We start from the raw sequence: 15,714 nt of genomic DNA on the forward strand, positions 1-15,714 counted from the left end.
CAGAATCCAGAGGGTGATTCAAAAGCCGTTGAAGGCAGCGCTGGCAGTTAGCCCGCTGAGCGGCGAGGGTCAGCACTTCGCGGGTACGTGCGCTCCTCTTCCAACGTGCCGTCCTCGCGGTGGATCTTCACCGAGGCGGTCGTGGCCTTGTTGTCCAGCAGCTCGGCGGTCTTGTGCAAGATGCTGGCTTTGGTTTCGGCGGTGGTGATGGTGGTTTCGGTTTTTTCTTGCTTGAGCGCCCAGCCATTCAGAATGGGGACGATGTGATAGTTGTTCATCGCTGTATTCCTGTTGTGCCCCAGCGCTATCCGGCTGGGTGAAAGGTTTTACCGTTTGCCCGGCTCGCGGGGCAAGACCAAACGGCGCCTAAAGCGGGTGCGAGGGTGGCTCTGTCGGGCCTGATTCGTAACTCGCTGTGGGCGGAACCTGCTGCTGCATTTGACCGATTGTTTTATTCGGAGGGCGTCATTTTCATATCAGTTCAGCATTTTTTTTGCTCGACCGAAGCGCGTAACCAAGCGAAACGCCTGGAATTTCCTCTCGGTGTCCCCTTCTGTTGCTGAAACAAAATTCCCGCTCCGGTTGCCCTAGCTTGTAACGGCCTGCACACACAACAACGGCCGAGCACGCGCAGGAGAAAATGCCTATGGAACTCGCCCAACAAGTCGTCGACTTTCTTCAATCCCACAACCGCACGCTGGCCACCGCCGAGTCGTGCACAGGCGGACGGGTCGCCGCCTTGCTCACCGAAGCACCCGGCTGTGGCAGCTGTTTGAATTGTGGTTACGTGGTGTATTCGCCCGAGGCCAAGAAACGCCTGCTCGGTGTGCGCCAGATGACCATCGACACCTTTGGCCTGACCAGCGAGGAAATTACCGTGGAAATGGCTCGCGGCGCCCTGCAGGTGAGCAGCGCCGACACGGCGGTGGCCACCACCGGAGTCTCCGGTGAGCAAGCCATGGACGGCGTGTTGCCCGGCACCGTGTGGTTCGCCTGGGCGTACAAAGTGGGCAATGACGTTCATGTGGCGACCCACAAAGAGCGTTTCTTCGGTGACCGCCAAGAGGTTCAGCTCAACAGCGCGCGGTTCGCCCTGGAAGGTGTGATGCGCCATCTGCCGAAATAAACGTGGGCAGCCCTGGGCCGAGGCGCTCAGGGCTGTTTGTAGTGCGCTGGGGTTTCACCTTTTTCATGAGTTCGGGTGATTTTGCTCACCTCGATATCGGTGATATTCATGGGCGACTCGCCCTGATGCTTAGCCTCCAACTCCGTGCGTGCCTGAACCACCGACAGGGTGTCAGCGCTTGAATGCAGCTCTTCATGCATCGGTTGGTTATTCAGCACGTAGCTGACCAGAAAAAGATGCTTACTCATGACTGCCTCCCGTGCAGTGTCAGGGCGTTCTCAGCCCATGTTCCGATTCGCAACGGCATCGTTGCTTTGCGCCTCAGGAATCAGCGCGTCGCGCAGTTCCAATACCAACCGGGATAACGCCCGGCTGCTGTTCAATTCCGCCAGCGGCACGCCAGTGATGGACACCGTGCGGTGTGGCGGATCGGCAGCGGTCAGGTGCAGGTCCAGCGAAGTGCCGTCGCGGCTGGTGCAACGGCAGCGATGCGGCAGCAGACCTTGCTCGATAATTCGACTGACTTCTAAAAAGGATAACGGTTGACCGGCCATGTGGACGCTCCCGTCTGCGATGCGACCGATAAAAAAAGGGCCTGGAAACCAGACCCCTTTTCCGCGTGGCAGCAGCTAATTAGCTGCGTCCACCGCCGTGGCTGTTCTGGCCACCTTTCTTGCCCGCTTCGGACGCCTTCTCACGGTCATTGGCAAAGTTGCCGCCGCTGTTGTGGCCGCCTTTTTTGCCTGCTTCAGACGCCTTTTCTCGGTCGTTGGCGAAGTTACCCGGATTGTTGTTGCCTGAGTTGTTGGTAGTCATTTCTTCCTCCAAACATACGGTCAGTTGTTAGAGGCTGTATTGCCTCCACAGAGTATCTGTCCCGCTGAGCTCGAAGATGGTTCAGAGGATTTTAGATTTTTTAACCCATTGATAAATAAGCGATATTACGCCAATGGCGGGCAGATATCAGAGACAGGGAAAAGTGATTGCACAACGACAGTTGATTGCCAGCGGCGGTCGTTTTTTGCACCGCCACGGGCAAAGTTGAGGTGGATAAATGCAGCTGGCGTTTACTCGAATACGGGGCGAAAGAAACTTCGTTCGTAGCTCAAGACGCACTGAGTGTCCTGGGCGTATTGAAACGCCGCCAAACACTGCGGGTCTTTCATCGAGGCTTCGCGGTACTGCTCATACGTCGCCAGGCTTGGAAAGGTGAACAGTGCCAGAGCGATATTGTTGGCGCCCTCGGACGGCAGGAAGTAGCCGTGATGCTGGCCGCCGAAACGCTCGACCAGGGGAATCCACAACTTGCCGTAGTGTTCGAATTCTTTGAGCTTGTTCGGGTCGAGCACGTAGCGCAGGTAGCAGGTAACCATGTCGGTGGACTCCTTGATTATTTAACGAGGAAATCCTTGCCCCACAGGCGTACGGCTTTCGGGCTATCTACCGGGCCTTCAAAAATGAATTTCTGCCGCACGCCGATTTTCGCCGGAACGGTCACTTCTTCGGGGTTGGCGGAATCGGGCGCCAGGTTGCTGGCGTAGTCTTCGCCGTCGATGGCCAGCAGCGCGCCGTTGTCCCACAGGTTGATCAGGCGCACGGGCTGATCGGTGAGGTTTTTAAAGCCGAACAGGGCTTCAAGATTGCCGTCCACGGCGCTGACTTTCAGCAGCTTGACCTCGACCTTGCCGTCGAGCTGGTCGCTTTGCGAGATGATAAAAGCGCCATCCGCACCTTGCGCTGATTCGCGCCCTTCGGTCACACCTTCAGAGGCGCCGCCGAGCAAATTCTTGCCGGCAGAGATGGCAGACGACACCGCCGCTTTGGCCGATTCCTTGAGCGTGCTGCTGTCTTGCGCGGGCTCTTCGGCGCAGGCGATACCGGCGCTCAATAGCGCGGCCAGTGCCAGGCTGATTCCTGATGATTTGCCCATGGGTGTTGCTCCTTGTGTGATGCGGCTCGGGGCGGCTGTTTTAGCACAGCCGCCCGCGGAAAGCAGCCGACCCACCCTGGGCTTAGGCAATCACCTTGGCGGCGCGCAACGAGGCGATCTGGTCGGCGTCGTAGCCCAACTGCATCAGCACCTCGGCCGTATGAGCGCCCATCGCCGCACCGACATGACGCGGCGCCGGCAAGCCGCCGGAGAATTTGATTGGGCAAGCAATTTGCCGCTGCGCCGGCTTGCCCTCGCGGGGCACCTCCACCACCAGCTCGCGCGCTTGCAATTGCGGATGATCCACCGCCTCGGCCAAGCTCAGCATCGGCTCGACGCAGGCGTCCAGGGCGGCGAAGCGCTCGCACCACTCGGCAAAATCGCGCTGTTCGAACTCATGCTGAATCTGCGCCTTCAACGCACGCTGCTGCTCGGGCTTGGGCGACAGCCCATGTGCCGCCAATTCCGGCCGGCCAATGGCGGCGCACAGCTGCTGCATGAATTGCGGTTCCAGACTGCCGACCGAAAACCAACGCCCGTCGCGGGTGCGGTAATAGTCGTAGAAACTGCCGCCATTGAGCGCCTGACTCTCCATCGTCGGCGCCTCGCCGCAGGCCAGATAACCAGCCCCGGCCATGGCGTGCAGGCTGAAGATGCAGTCGGTCATGCTGATGTCGACGTGCTGCCCTTCTCCGCTGTGCTGGCGTTGAATCACCGCAGCCAGCAAGCCCATCACCCCGTGCAACGAACCGCCAGCAATATCCGCCGCTTGAATGCCCAGCGGCAGCGGCCCGCTGTTCAACCGCCCGGTCTGGTCGGCGATGCCGGACAACGCCAGGTAATTGATGTCATGGCCGGCGCGGTCTTTATACGGGCCGGTCTGGCCGTAGCCGGTGATCGACACGTAAATCAGCTTGGGATTGATCGCCTTCAGCGCCTCGTAGCCCACGCCCAGTTTGTCCATCACGCCGGGACGAAATTGCTCGAGCACAATGTCGTACTCACGCACCAGTTGCTTCACCACCTCTACCGCTGCCGCCTGTTTCAGGTCCAGGGCGATGCCGCGTTTGTTGCGGTTCAGGTAGGCATGGCTGGCGGACACGCCACCGTCATGGGGCGGCAATACGCGCACCAGGTCCATGCGCGTCGGCGATTCCACACGCAGCACATCGGCGCCCATGTCGGCGAGCAACAACGAGGCAAATGGGCCTGGCAGCAAGGTGGAGAAATCCAGCACTTTCAATGACGACAGTGGGCCTTTCATTGGGGCTCCTTTTTTCTAATGTCCGGTGGCGTCAAAGCTTGAACACGCGCCGAGCGTTGCCGTGCAGAAACTTGGCCAATGCATCGTCGCCAAGGCCCAACTCAAGTACCTGGCTCATGCATTTTTCCAACGACAGTTGGGGAAAGTTGCTGCCAAACAGCACCTTGTCTTGGCCGTACGTGCGCATGTACTGCAACAATTGCGGCGGGTAATAACGCGGCAAGTAGGCGGAAGTGTCGATGTAAACGTTGTCGTGTTTCCACGCCAGACCAACCATTTCATCGGTCCAAGGGTGACCTATGTGGCCGGCGACAATGCGCAACTCGGGAAAGTCGAGCGCGACTTCATCAAGGTAAGGCACAGGGCGCCCGGTTTCCGATGGCATCAGGGGCCCGGTGTGGCCAACCTGGGTGCAGAATGGAATATCCAGCTCAATACACTTCACGTAAAGCGGATAGTAGAGCCGGTGGTTCGGCGGTAATTTCCACAACCAGGGCACGATGCGCAGCGCCTTGCAACCCAATTCCGTTACGGCCCGTTCCAGCTCCTGAACGGCAGCCATCGGCTTACTCAAATCGACGGTCGCCACGCCAACGAAGCGCTCGGGATAGGCCCGCGTAAACGCCGCCACTTCGTCGTTTGTACACAGCCAGCGCTCGGGCCGGCACCAGGCGGCGAGCATTAACTTTTCGACCCCACCCTGATCCATCAAGGCCACGGTTTGCTCGGGCGTCAGCGCACGGTCTAGCAAATGCGCCGAGCCCGACTTCTCGAACAGCCGGGCCACCTCCGGCAGTTCCTGATGAGTGCGGCCAGTGGCAACCTGCGCCCAGGCGTCAATTGCGTTCATAGCCAATGCCTCCTTACTCACAACTTCATGCCACGGCTGATGATCTCTTTCATGATTTCCGAGGTGCCGGCGAATATCCGTTGAATGCGGGCGTTCGCGTACATCTTGCAGATCGGGTATTCCCACATGTAGCCCCAACCGCCGTGCAGTTGCACGCCTTCATCGACCACCTTGCCGAGCAATTCGGTGGTGAACAGTTTGGCTTCGGCGGCGACTTCCGGGGTGAGTTTTTTCTGGTTGTGGTCCATCACGCAGCGGTCGACGAACACCTGAGCGACGTCCACCTGGGTGCGCATTTCGGCGAGTTTGAAGCGGGTGTTTTGGAAGTGCGAAATCGGACGGTCGAAGGCTTTGCGTTCTTTGACGTAATCGATGGTCACTTGCAGCGCCGCTTCTGCTCCGCCGACGGCGCCACAGGCGTTGGTCAGGCGTTCCTGGGCGAGCATGTTCATCAGATAGAAGAAGCCGCCTTTGGCATCGCCCAGCAGGTTTTCTTTCGGCACTTTGACGTTGTTGAAAAACAGTTCGGCGGTGTCCTGGCTTTTCATGCCGAGCTTTTTCAAGTTGCGGCCGCGTTCGAAGCCTTCCATGCCGCGCTCGACCAGGAACAGGCCCATGGCGTGTTTGTTGGCCGGATCGGTTTTGGCCGCGACGATCACCACGTCCGCGAGCAGGCCGTTGGAGATAAACACTTTGGAACCGTTGAGTTCAAAGTGATCGCCCTTGTCGACGGCCGTGGTGCGCATACCAGCCAGGTCGGAGCCGGCGCTGGGCTCGGTCATGGCGACGGCGAGAATGCTTTCGCCACGAATAATGGCGGGCAGAAAACGCGCTTTCTGTTCGGCGTTGCCGTAGTCGGCGATGTACGGGCCGCAGAGCGCCGAGTGCAGCGGCAGCATAAAACCGGCCTCGTTAATGTTGGCCAGTTCCTCGCACATGATTTGCTCGTAGCGGAAATCTTTCAGGCCGCTGCCGCCGTATTCCTCATCGGCCCATGGCAGCAGGAAACCCATCTCGCCCGCTTTCAGCCACACCTCGCGGCTGACCACGCCGGCCTCTTCCCAGGCGTCCTGATGGGGCACCACTTCTTTTTGCAAGAACGCGCGGAAAGCGTCGCGGAACAGATTGTGTTCGGTTTCGAAATGGATGCGCTGCATGACGGTTCCCTGTGCAATTGATCGTCACGCAGGGTAGGCGCCGCGTGGCGGCGGCCTCAATGACGCAAGTGCTCAGGGGCGGTTGACGGAATCGGTCAGCGCCCCAAACCGTCAGCGCCGGGTTATCAACCCTTGCCGCGCCACACGGACTAACTCGCGCACACAGCTTTCAAGGTTGGCCGCACTCGGCGCCTGCACCACGGCCAGGTCGAAGCTGTCGCGGGCGAAGCGCTGTAACGACTCGTCGTCGCCGACAAACTGAATCAAGAACGTGCGGGGCGCGCCCCAGCGTTTCGGCCAGCCTTCGAGGTAGCGCAGCAAGGTGGGCTGATGGCTGCCGCCGAGCAGGATTTTCGGGTTGCGCAAGGCAAGGCCGCTGGTGATGGGCGCCAGACGTATCAGGGGACGAAGCGTAAGCGAGGCAGCAACGGGCGACGGCGCAGGGGCCAGGGAATCGGGGGAAGTCAGGACGGTGTGGGCGTTCATGTACGGGTCTCTTGCCTCAGAAGCTCCGCAGGCAGCGGTGAGAGGCAACACCGAACCAGCGCTTTAGCGGTATTTCGAAGCCGGCGTTGAGGCCTGGTCTTCGGGGAGCGCCCCGCAAGTAGCTGTTTAAATCGGCGCTGGCGGCAATCCTAGGGAAGCGGCAGGCGGGCTGTCAACCCTGGAGTGGCGGGCGCTGCCAACCCATCCTTTGGTTAGGTGAGGCGCTTTAGTGCCCCGTCCATTTGGCGCATTCGGACCGCTGGCGGGGGCGCGCGTGGCGTTAAAAGTGGCCAAACACCGCGCCCGCCGTTTCAGGTAGTAACAGGGGAAACAGCGCAAATTGTCGGACAAAACGCGCAAATAAGCGGGGAAACGCTGAAATAGAGCGACTTCACCCGCTTCGCCTGTAGTGGCATGAATCCTGTACTACCGCTCCGGCTGCTGTACGCGCCTTGGATGGGCGTGGGGGCCTGCCCTGGATGGCGACACTTGCCTATTTCATCCCTTGCGAGAGCGCATATGAACAACAATAAAACTCTGCTCGCCCTCTGCCTTGCTTCTGGTTTGCTGATTTCGAACCAGGCCGATGCAGCGTCATCCGGTTACACCCAGACCAAGTACCCGGTGGTGCTGGCCCACGGCATGCTGGGCTTCGACAGCATTCTTGGCGTGGATTATTGGTACGGCATTCCTTCGGCGCTACGCAGCGACGGCGCCAAGGTGTACATCACTGAAGTGAGCCAGCTCGACACCTCGGAAAAACGCGGTGAACAGCTGCTCGACCAGGTGGAAGAAATTGTCGCCATCAGCGGCAAGCCGAAAGTCAACCTGATCGGCCACAGCCACGGCGGCCCGACCATCCGATACGTTGCTGCCGTTCGCCCGGATCTGGTGGCCTCGGCAACCAGCGTCGGCGCCCCGCACAAAGGCTCGGCCACGGCCGATTTCCTGCGTCAGATTCCGCCAGGCTCGGCCGGTGAAGCCGTGGTTGCCGGCATCGTCAACGGCCTCGGCGCGCTGATCAACTTCCTCTCGGCCAGTTCCAGCACCACGCCGCAAAACGCGTTGGGCAGCCTGGAATCGTTGAACTCGGCCGGTGCGGCGCGCTTCAACGCCAAGTACCCACAAGGCATTCCCACCAGCGCCTGTGGTGAAGGCGCCTACAGCGTCAACGGCGTGCGCTACTACTCGTGGGGCGGAACCAGCCCGCTGACCAACGTGCTCGACCCGAGCGACCTGCTGCTCGGCGCCTCGTCGGTGACCTTTGGCACCACCGCCAACGACGGGTTGGTCGGGCGTTGCAGCTCGCACCTGGGTCAGGTGATTCGCGACAACTACCGCATGAACCACCTCGACGAGGTCAACCAGACCTTCGGCCTGACCAGCCTGTTCGAGACCGACCCGGTGACCGTGTATCGCCAGCAAGCCAACCGCTTGAAAAACGTCGGCCTGTAACGGTGTAAACAGCCGGGCCCTCTGAGGGTCCGGCTTATGGCCTTGCGTGGAGCGAACATGATGAAAAAACTGCTGCTGTTATTGCCCATTTCCTTCGCCATTTGTGTGGCGGTCATGCTGTACCTGCACCCGCTGGACACCCCGGCTGAAAGCCCGGCGGCGGCCACCGCGAAAGCGCCGAGCACCACGGCCAAGACCTCTGGCAACGCGCCAACTGCACCGCTAACCACCCAAGTCGCCACCCTGCCCGCCACGCTCGCCCCACTGCCGCCCTCCTTCAAAGGCACGCAAGTGGACGGCAGCTTTCAAGTGGATGGCGTCGGCAACCTGCTGATTACGGCCGACATCCGGCGCATCTTCGATTACTTCCTCAGCGCGTACGGCGAGGAGTCGCTGCAAGACAGCGTCAAGCGCCTGCGCGCCTACATCGCCAGCCAACTGCCGCAGCCTGCCCAGGAACAGGCGCAAGCGCTGCTCAGCCAATACATCGACTACAAACGCGAGCTGGTTTTACTGGAGCGCGACCTACCGCAAATGGCCAACCTCGACGCCCTGCGCAACCGTGAAAGCGCGGTGCAAGCCTTGCGCGCCCGGTTGTTCACGGCCGAAGCCCACCAAGCCTTTTTCGGCAACGAAGAGGCCTACAACCAGTTCACCTTGCAGCGCCTGGCGATTCAACACGACGACAAACTGGACGCCGCCGCCAAAGGCGCAGCCATGGACCAACTGCGCGCCGGCCTGCCCGAAGAGTTGCAAGAAAGCGTGCTGCCGCAGCTGCAAAGCGAGCTGCACGCACAAACCGAACAACTGCGCGCGCAAGGCGCCAGTGCCGAGCAAGTGCGGGCGTTGCGCCAGCAACTGGTTGGCGCCGAAGCGACCACGCGCCTGGAAGCGCTGGATCAGCAACGTGCGGGATGGAAGCAACGCATCGCCGCGTTTGCCGCCAGCAAGGCGCAAATTGAAAGCCAGAATGGCTTGAGTGATGGCGACAAACAGACGGCGATTCAGCGGCTGGCGGATGAGCAATTTAATGAGAATGAGCGGTTACGGTTGGATGCGGCGTTGGAGCTGGCGGCGGATAAGTCTTGATTGGTTAGGGTTGTTTTCCGTTACTTTCTTTGCAGAGGCTCTTGCTGCTGACGATGTCCCCTTCGCGAGCCTGGATCCCGAATCGTCGGACCGCCGCGTGCGCGAGGATGACGGATGTTTGATAGCGATTAGTGCGTTATTGCGAGATCAGCGTTAACTCAGGACGGTAAAAAACCACCGTCATCCTCGCGCACGCGGCGGTCCGACGCTTTCGCGAGGATGACGGATGTTTGATAGCAGTTAGTGCGAAAGTGTGAGATCAGCGTTAACTCAGGACGGTAAAAAACCACCGTCATCCTCGCGCACGCGGGGATCCAGAATGCCCCGTCGAACACCACGTTCCGCCTCGAAACCGCTCTAACAATCTCCAAACATAGACCCCCTCTCAAACCAGAGACTCACCCTCCTCCCCCTAAACCCCGAAGCAAACCTACCCCGCCCGTCTCCCTTCCGAGACAACCCTCCCCGCATACCCCCACCAAAGAAGCATCTTTTCCTTACATATCAACCCCTTAACAACCCTGGCACACATCTCGCTATAACCCCCCGGCGGCAACGACCGCGCCGAAAAACAACAACAAAAACGTCGCACGCTATGTGAGCAGTTTTCCCAGGACGCCCCGGCATCGTCCTTGTTCACGCAGGTGCAGCCAGGAGATTTGCCATGAGCTATCCGCTCAGCCCCGCCTTCGTGCTTGCCACCCTCGGCACTGGTTTAGGTCTTGCAGGTCAGGCACACGCCGACTTCGTCAACGACAGCAAAGCCACCCTCGAACTGCGCAATTTCTATTTCAACCGTGATTTCCGCCAAGACAACGCTGCCCAGTCCAAGCAAGACGAGTGGGCGCAGGGGTTTCTGCTGCGGTATGAGTCCGGCTACACCGACGGCACCGTTGGCGTTGGCGTCGATGCCATCGGCCTGTTGGGGCTCAAGCTCGATTCCAGCCCTGATCGCGCCGGTTCCGGTTTGCTGCCCAGAGGGCGCAGCGCGCCCCGTGAGGCGGCGGACGAGTACAGCGAACTGGGCTTGACCGCCAAAATGAAGGTGTCCAAAAGCGTGCTCAAGGTCGGCACCTTGCTGCCCAAACTGCCGACCACCCTGGCCAACGACTCGCGCCTGCTGCCGCAGACGTTCCAGGGCGCGCACATCAACTCCACTGAATTCGCCGGTTTGACCGTCGATGCTGGGCGTTTCACTCAGGTCAGCCTGCGCGATTCCGCCAACAGCGAAGACATGACCGTCACCACCGGCAGCGCGCGCGGCATTGTTGCCAGTACCACCAGTGACGAGTTCGACTTCGCCGGCCTCAGCTACAAGTGGAACGACCAACTCACCACCGGCTACAACTACGGCAAGCTCGACAACCTCTACGACCAGCACCTGGTCAACCTCACCCACGTACTCGCCATCAGCGCCAACCAGTCGTTTAAAACCGACCTGCGCTACGGCCGTTCGAACGATGACGGGCGCAGCAACGTCGACAACCGCGCCCTCGGCGCCCTGTTCACGTACAGCCTGGGCGGCCATGCGTTTGGCTTGGGTTATCAGAAAATGAGCGGCGACACGGGCTTTGCCTACATCGGCGGCACCGATGCGTTTTTGGTCAACTTCGTGCAAATCGGCGATTTCGCCAACGCCGACGAACGCTCCTGGCAGGCCCGCTACGATTACAACTTTGCCGCGCTCGGCGTGCCCGGCCTGACCTTTATGACCCGCTACCTGAGCGGCGACAACATCACCCTGGCCAGCGGTAACGAAGGCAAGGAATGGGAGCGCAACACCGATATCGGCTACGTGATTCAGGACGGCCCGCTGAAAAACCTCGGGGTGAAATGGCGTAACGCAACCCTGCGCTCGACTAACTTTGGCAACGACCTGGACGAAAACCGGCTGATCCTCAGCTACAGCTTGGCGCTGTGGTGATGGTGATGACAGTAATAAGGGTGGTTGAAAATGCGGCGAATCAATCGCCGCTTCGCTACTCCATACAGCACGGCTTCAATCAATAACAACAATGACCCACGGGCGGCCACCCCGCCCGATTTCAGGAGATCGCTACATGAGTGTGATCATCGCCCTCGCCGCTTTAGCCTTGCTGATGCTCGCGGCTTATCGCGGCTACAGCGTCATTCTGTTTGCGCCCATCGCGGCCTTGGGCGCGGTGTTGCTTACCGACCCGTCGGCCGTGGCGCCCGCCTTTACCGGCGTGTTCATGGAGAAAATGGTCGGCTTCGTCAAACTGTACTTCCCGGTGTTTCTGCTCGGCGCGGTGTTCGGCAAGCTGATCGAGTTGTCGGGCTTCTCGCGTTCCATTGTCGCCGCGGCCATTCGCTTGCTGGGTACGCGCCAGGCCATGTTAGTGATCGTGCTGGTGTGCGCCTTGCTCACTTACGGCGGTGTGTCGCTGTTTGTGGTGGTGTTTGCGGTGTATCCGTTTGCGGCGGAAATGTTCCGCCAAAGCGACATTCCCAAACGCCTGATTCCGGCCACCATCGCCCTTGGCGCGTTCAGTTTCACCATGGACGCCCTGCCCGGCACGCCGCAAATCCAGAACATCATCCCCACCACGTTTTTCGGCACCACCTCGTGGGCGGCGCCGTGGCTGGGCCTGACCGGCACGGTGTTCGTGTTTATCGTCGGCATGCTGTATCTGCGCCGCCAACTGCGCAAAGCCAAGGCCAACGGTGAAGGTTACGGCACCGAGCTGCGCAATGAGCCGGAAACCGCCGAAGACATCGCCTTGCCCAACCCTTGGCTGGCCCTCTCGCCGCTGATTCTTGTGGGCGTCGCCAACTTGCTGTTTACCCGCTGGATTCCCGAGCTGTACGGCAAAACCCATACCTTGCAGTTGGCCGGCATGGCGCAGCCGGTGACCAGCGAGGTGGCCAAGCTCACCGGCATCTGGGCCGTGCAGGCCGCGCTGCTGTTGGGCATTTTGCTGGTGTTGATCTGTGGTTTCCGCGCCATTCGCAGCAAGCTCGCCGAGGGCACCAAAACGGCGGTCGGCGGTGCGTTGCTGGCGTCGATGAACACCGCGTCGGAATACGGCTTTGGCGCAGTAATCGCCTCGCTGCCGGGCTTTCTTGTTTTGGCCGATGCGCTGAAAAGCATTCCCAATCCGCTGGTGAACGAGGCCGTCACCGTGACCTTGCTGGCCGGTATTACCGGGTCGGCGTCGGGCGGCATGAGCATCGCCTTGGCGGCCATGTCGCAGAGCTTTATCGAAGCCGCCAACGCCGCGAACATCCCACTGGAAGTGCTGCACCGCGTCGCTGCCATGGCCAGCGGCGGCATGGACACGCTGCCGCACAACGGCGCCGTGATCACCTTGCTGGCGGTTACCGGGCTGACGCACCGCGAGGCCTACAAAGATATTTTCGGCATCACCATTATCAAAACCCTCGCTGTGTTCGTGGTCATCGGCACCTTCTACGCCACGGGCATCGTTTAACCGTTTGAACCCACCTGGCGGGCCCCGCTCGCCAGACAAGGAGAGATGTATGAATCTGCACGGCAAAACTGCGTTGGTTACCGGTTCCACCAGCGGCATCGGCCTGGGCATCGCCCTGGTGCTGGCCAAGGCGGGGGCCAACCTGGTGCTCAATGGTTTTGGCGACGCCAAGGCGGCCATTGATGAAGTGGCGGCCTTTGGTGGCAAGGTTGGGCATCACCCGGCCGATGTCTCGAAGGTGGCCGACATCGAAGACCTGATTGCCTATGCCGAGCGCGAATTCGGCGGCATCGACATTCTGGTCAACAACGCCGGCATTCAGCATGTGGCGCCGGTTGAAGAATTTCCCGTTGAACGTTGGGACGCGATTATCGCCATCAACCTCACCTCGGCGTTTCACACCACCCGCTTGACCCTGCCCGGCATGCGCGCGCGCAATTGGGGCCGCATCATCAACATCGCCTCGGCCCACGGCCTGGCTGCTTCTGCGGGTAAAAGCGCCTACGTGGCGGCCAAACACGGTTTGGTCGGTCTGACCAAAAGCGTCGCGCTGGAAACGGCCACCACGGGCGTGACCTGTAATGCCATCTGCCCCGGCTGGGTGCTGACGCCACTGGTGCAAAAGCAGATCGATGACCGCGCTCAGGCCACGGGCGATGCGCAACAGACGCGCCACGATTTGCTCGCCGAAAAGCAGCCCTCGCTGGATTTCGTGACCCCCGAGCAATTGGGTGAGTTGGCCTTGTTTCTGTGCAGCGACGCGGCGGTGCAAGTGCGCGGTGCCGCGTGGAACATGGATGGCGGCTGGCTGGCACGTTAAGCGCAAACCAATGGAACCGCAGCGGCGTGGCGGCGTCCACGGTTCTGGTGGAAGACGCTTTGGCATCACGCTTTGGCAACTTCCATCGGCATAATGATTCACCGCTCAGCCAAGGACATCGCCATGACCCAGTCGCTATGGACGCCCTCGCCCGACCGCATCGCCGCGACACGAATGGATGCGTTCCGCCGCTTTATCAATCAGCGCCACGGGCTCTCGCTGACCGACTATCCCCAACTGCACGCCTGGAGCGTGGAAGAGCGCGAAGGCTTTTGGCAGGCCATCGTCGATTTCTTCGAGGTGCAGTTCAATACGGCGCCCACGGCGGTGCTGGAAGAAGGCCCGCATATGCCGGACGCGCGCTGGTTTCCCGGCGCGACCCTGAACTTTGCCGAGCACCTGCTGCGCCGCCGCGACGCGCACCCGGCGCTGGTGGCCGTTAGCGAAAATGGCACGCGCGAGGAACTGAGTTACCGCGAGCTGGCGGCTCAAGTGGCGGGCCTGCAACAAGCGCTGGCCAAGGCTGGCGTGGGCCAGGGTGATCGGGTGGCGGCGATGATGCCCAACACCTGGCAAACGGTGGTCGGCATGTTGGCCACCACCAGCCTGGGCGCGACGTGGTCGTGCTGCTCGCCAGACTTCGGCACCCAAGGCGTGATCGATCGCTTCGGCCAGATTGAGCCCAAAGTGCTGATCGCCGCCGGCGGTTACCAGTACGCCGGCAAAGACAACGACCAGACCGCCAAGCTCAACGAAATTCTCGCGCAGATGCCCACCTTGCAGCAGTTGATCGTGGTGCCATACACGCAAACGCAGGCTCGCCGTGAGGACTACGAGAGCAGCGCCAAGGTGGCGCTCTGGAGCGAGTTCTTCACCCCCGGCGGCGAGCCGCAGTTCACCCCCGTGGCGTTCGATCACCCGCTGTACATTCTCTATTCGAGCGGCACCACCGGCGTGCCCAAATGCATCGTGCATGGCACCGGCGGTGTGCTGCTGCAGCACCTTAAAGAACACGGCTTGCACACCGACCTCAGCCGTGACGACACGCTGTTCTACTACACCACCTGCGGCTGGATGATGTGGAATTGGCTGGTGTCCGGCCTGGCCATTGGCGCAACGGTGGTGCTGTACGACGGCTCGCCTTTCCAGCCGGGGCCGGAGCGCTTGATGGACTTGATCGACGCCGAACACATCAGCGTGTTCGGCGCCAGTGCCAAGTACCTGGCGGCGCTGGAAAAGGCCGGCGTCGAGCCCAATAAAAGTCACCAGCTAAGCGCGCTGAAAAGCCTGCTTTCGACGGGCTCGCCGCTGTCCCATGAAAGCTTCGACTATGTGTACCGGGCCATTAAACCGGACGTGTGCTTGTCTTCGATTTCGGGTGGCACCGACATCGTGTCCTGCTTTGTACTGGGCAACCCGGTGTTGCCGGTGTACCGCGGCGAACTGCAATGCAAAGGCCTCGGTATGGCCGTCGAGGTGTGGAGCGACGACGGCCAGCCGGTGATTGGCGAGAAAGGCGAGCTGGTGTGCAGCCGGCACTTCCCGAGCATGCCTGTGGGTTTCTGGAACGACCCGGACGGCGAGAAATTCAAAGCCGCCTACTTCGACACTTTCCCCGGCGTGTGGGCCCATGGCGACTACGCCGAAGAAACGCCTCACGGCAGCCTGATCATTCACGGCCGCTCCGACGCCGTGCTAAATCCCGGCGGCGTGCGCATCGGCACGGCGGAGATCTACCGTCAGGTGGAAAAGATCGAAGAGGTTCTGGAATCCATCGCCATCGGCCAGCAATGGCAAGGCGACGTGCGCGTGGTGCTGTTTGTGCGGTTACGCGAGGGCGTGGCGCTGGACGAGGCGCTGAAACAGCGGATCTGCCAGGTGATTCGCGACAACACCACCAACCGCCACGTGCCGGCCAAGGTCATCGCCGTGGCGGATATTCCGCGGACCATCAGCGGCAAGATCGTCGAATTGGCCGTGCGCAACGTGGTGCACGGCCAGCCGGTGAAAAACACCGATGCGCTGGCCAATCCCGAGGCGTTAGCGCTGTTCGAAGGGTTGGACGAGTTGCAGGCGTGACAACCC

The 15,714-nt window shown here is 60.7% G+C and carries 17 protein-coding genes; 7 read left to right on the forward strand and 10 right to left on the reverse strand.

Annotation, left to right across the window (positions count from 1 at the left end; translation table 11 throughout):
* Window positions 1-47: 47 nt before the first annotated feature.
* Complete coding sequence (locus ACZZ0Q_RS11825) at window positions 48-278, reverse strand: DUF2188 domain-containing protein (RefSeq protein WP_463538845.1); 231 nt, start codon at window positions 276-278, stop codon at window positions 48-50.
* A 368-nt stretch (window positions 279-646) separates the two neighbouring features.
* Here ACZZ0Q_RS11825 and ACZZ0Q_RS11830 point away from each other — a divergent pair, with 368 nt between their 5' ends.
* Window positions 647-1,126, forward strand: coding sequence for a CinA family protein (locus ACZZ0Q_RS11830; RefSeq protein ID WP_122496325.1), 480 nt, complete (start codon window positions 647-649; stop codon window positions 1,124-1,126).
* Window positions 1,127-1,152: 26 nt separating this feature from the next.
* On the opposite strand, the gene ACZZ0Q_RS11835 is transcribed toward ACZZ0Q_RS11830, so the two are convergent.
* From ACZZ0Q_RS11835 to ACZZ0Q_RS11875, 9 genes are all read right to left on the reverse strand, one after another.
* Window positions 1,153-1,374 (reverse strand): hypothetical protein, encoded by a 222-nt coding sequence (locus ACZZ0Q_RS11835; protein ID WP_463538844.1) that lies wholly within the window; start codon window positions 1,372-1,374, stop codon window positions 1,153-1,155.
* Window positions 1,375-1,404: 30 nt separating this feature from the next.
* Window positions 1,405-1,680 (reverse strand): DUF1652 domain-containing protein, encoded by a 276-nt coding sequence (locus ACZZ0Q_RS11840; protein WP_463538843.1) that lies wholly within the window; start codon window positions 1,678-1,680, stop codon window positions 1,405-1,407.
* A 79-nt stretch (window positions 1,681-1,759) separates the two neighbouring features.
* Complete coding sequence (locus ACZZ0Q_RS11845; protein WP_122496331.1) at window positions 1,760-1,942, reverse strand: con-10 family general stress protein; 183 nt, start codon at window positions 1,940-1,942, stop codon at window positions 1,760-1,762.
* 251 nt (window positions 1,943-2,193) lie between these two features.
* The gene (locus tag ACZZ0Q_RS11850) at window positions 2,194-2,499 is read right to left on the reverse strand and encodes an NIPSNAP family protein (RefSeq protein ID WP_463538842.1); all 306 of its coding nucleotides are present in this window, start codon (window positions 2,497-2,499) and stop codon (window positions 2,194-2,196) included.
* A gap of 17 nt (window positions 2,500-2,516) precedes the next feature.
* Window positions 2,517-3,056, reverse strand: a complete 540-nt coding sequence (locus ACZZ0Q_RS11855) for a hypothetical protein (protein ID WP_463538841.1) — start codon at window positions 3,054-3,056, stop codon at window positions 2,517-2,519.
* An 82-nt stretch (window positions 3,057-3,138) separates the two neighbouring features.
* Window positions 3,139-4,320 (reverse strand): CaiB/BaiF CoA transferase family protein, encoded by a 1,182-nt coding sequence (locus ACZZ0Q_RS11860; RefSeq protein WP_463538840.1) that lies wholly within the window; start codon window positions 4,318-4,320, stop codon window positions 3,139-3,141.
* 31 nt (window positions 4,321-4,351) lie between these two features.
* Complete coding sequence (locus tag ACZZ0Q_RS11865; protein ID WP_463538839.1) at window positions 4,352-5,170, reverse strand: amidohydrolase family protein; 819 nt, start codon at window positions 5,168-5,170, stop codon at window positions 4,352-4,354.
* Window positions 5,171-5,187: 17 nt separating this feature from the next.
* Window positions 5,188-6,327 carry an acyl-CoA dehydrogenase family protein gene (locus ACZZ0Q_RS11870; RefSeq protein ID WP_122496339.1) on the reverse strand — a complete coding sequence of 380 codons (1,140 nt, stop codon included), beginning with the start codon at window positions 6,325-6,327 and terminating at the stop codon, window positions 5,188-5,190.
* Between the two features lie 111 nt (window positions 6,328-6,438).
* The gene (locus ACZZ0Q_RS11875) at window positions 6,439-6,813 is read right to left on the reverse strand and encodes a class I SAM-dependent methyltransferase (RefSeq protein WP_463382694.1); all 375 of its coding nucleotides are present in this window, start codon (window positions 6,811-6,813) and stop codon (window positions 6,439-6,441) included.
* Between the two features lie 519 nt (window positions 6,814-7,332).
* Between ACZZ0Q_RS11875 and lipA the strand changes: the two genes are divergently transcribed.
* The 6 genes from lipA (at window position 7,333) to ACZZ0Q_RS11905 (ending at window position 15,708) form a co-directional block, all read left to right on the forward strand.
* Entirely contained in the window at window positions 7,333-8,268 is a 936-nt protein-coding gene (gene lipA / locus ACZZ0Q_RS11880) for a triacylglycerol lipase (RefSeq protein WP_122496341.1), read from the forward strand.
* Between the two features lie 60 nt (window positions 8,269-8,328).
* Window positions 8,329-9,357 (forward strand): lipase secretion chaperone, encoded by a 1,029-nt coding sequence (locus ACZZ0Q_RS11885; RefSeq protein ID WP_463542180.1) that lies wholly within the window; start codon window positions 8,329-8,331, stop codon window positions 9,355-9,357.
* Window positions 9,358-10,021: 664 nt separating this feature from the next.
* Window positions 10,022-11,281 carry an OprD family porin gene (locus ACZZ0Q_RS11890; protein ID WP_463538838.1) on the forward strand — a complete coding sequence of 420 codons (1,260 nt, stop codon included), beginning with the start codon at window positions 10,022-10,024 and terminating at the stop codon, window positions 11,279-11,281.
* Between the two features lie 136 nt (window positions 11,282-11,417).
* A complete protein-coding gene (locus tag ACZZ0Q_RS11895) occupies window positions 11,418-12,809 on the forward strand; it encodes a GntP family permease (protein WP_463538837.1) in 1,392 nt (463 codons plus the stop codon).
* 49 nt (window positions 12,810-12,858) lie between these two features.
* Window positions 12,859-13,629, forward strand: coding sequence for a 3-hydroxybutyrate dehydrogenase (locus tag ACZZ0Q_RS11900; RefSeq protein WP_463538836.1), 771 nt, complete (start codon window positions 12,859-12,861; stop codon window positions 13,627-13,629).
* A gap of 123 nt (window positions 13,630-13,752) precedes the next feature.
* Window positions 13,753-15,708, forward strand: a complete 1,956-nt coding sequence (locus tag ACZZ0Q_RS11905; RefSeq protein WP_463538835.1) for an acetoacetate--CoA ligase — start codon at window positions 13,753-13,755, stop codon at window positions 15,706-15,708.
* Window positions 15,709-15,714: the final 6 nt, after the last annotated feature.

The sequence above is a fragment of the Pseudomonas sp. AC070 genome (assembly GCF_979258635.1).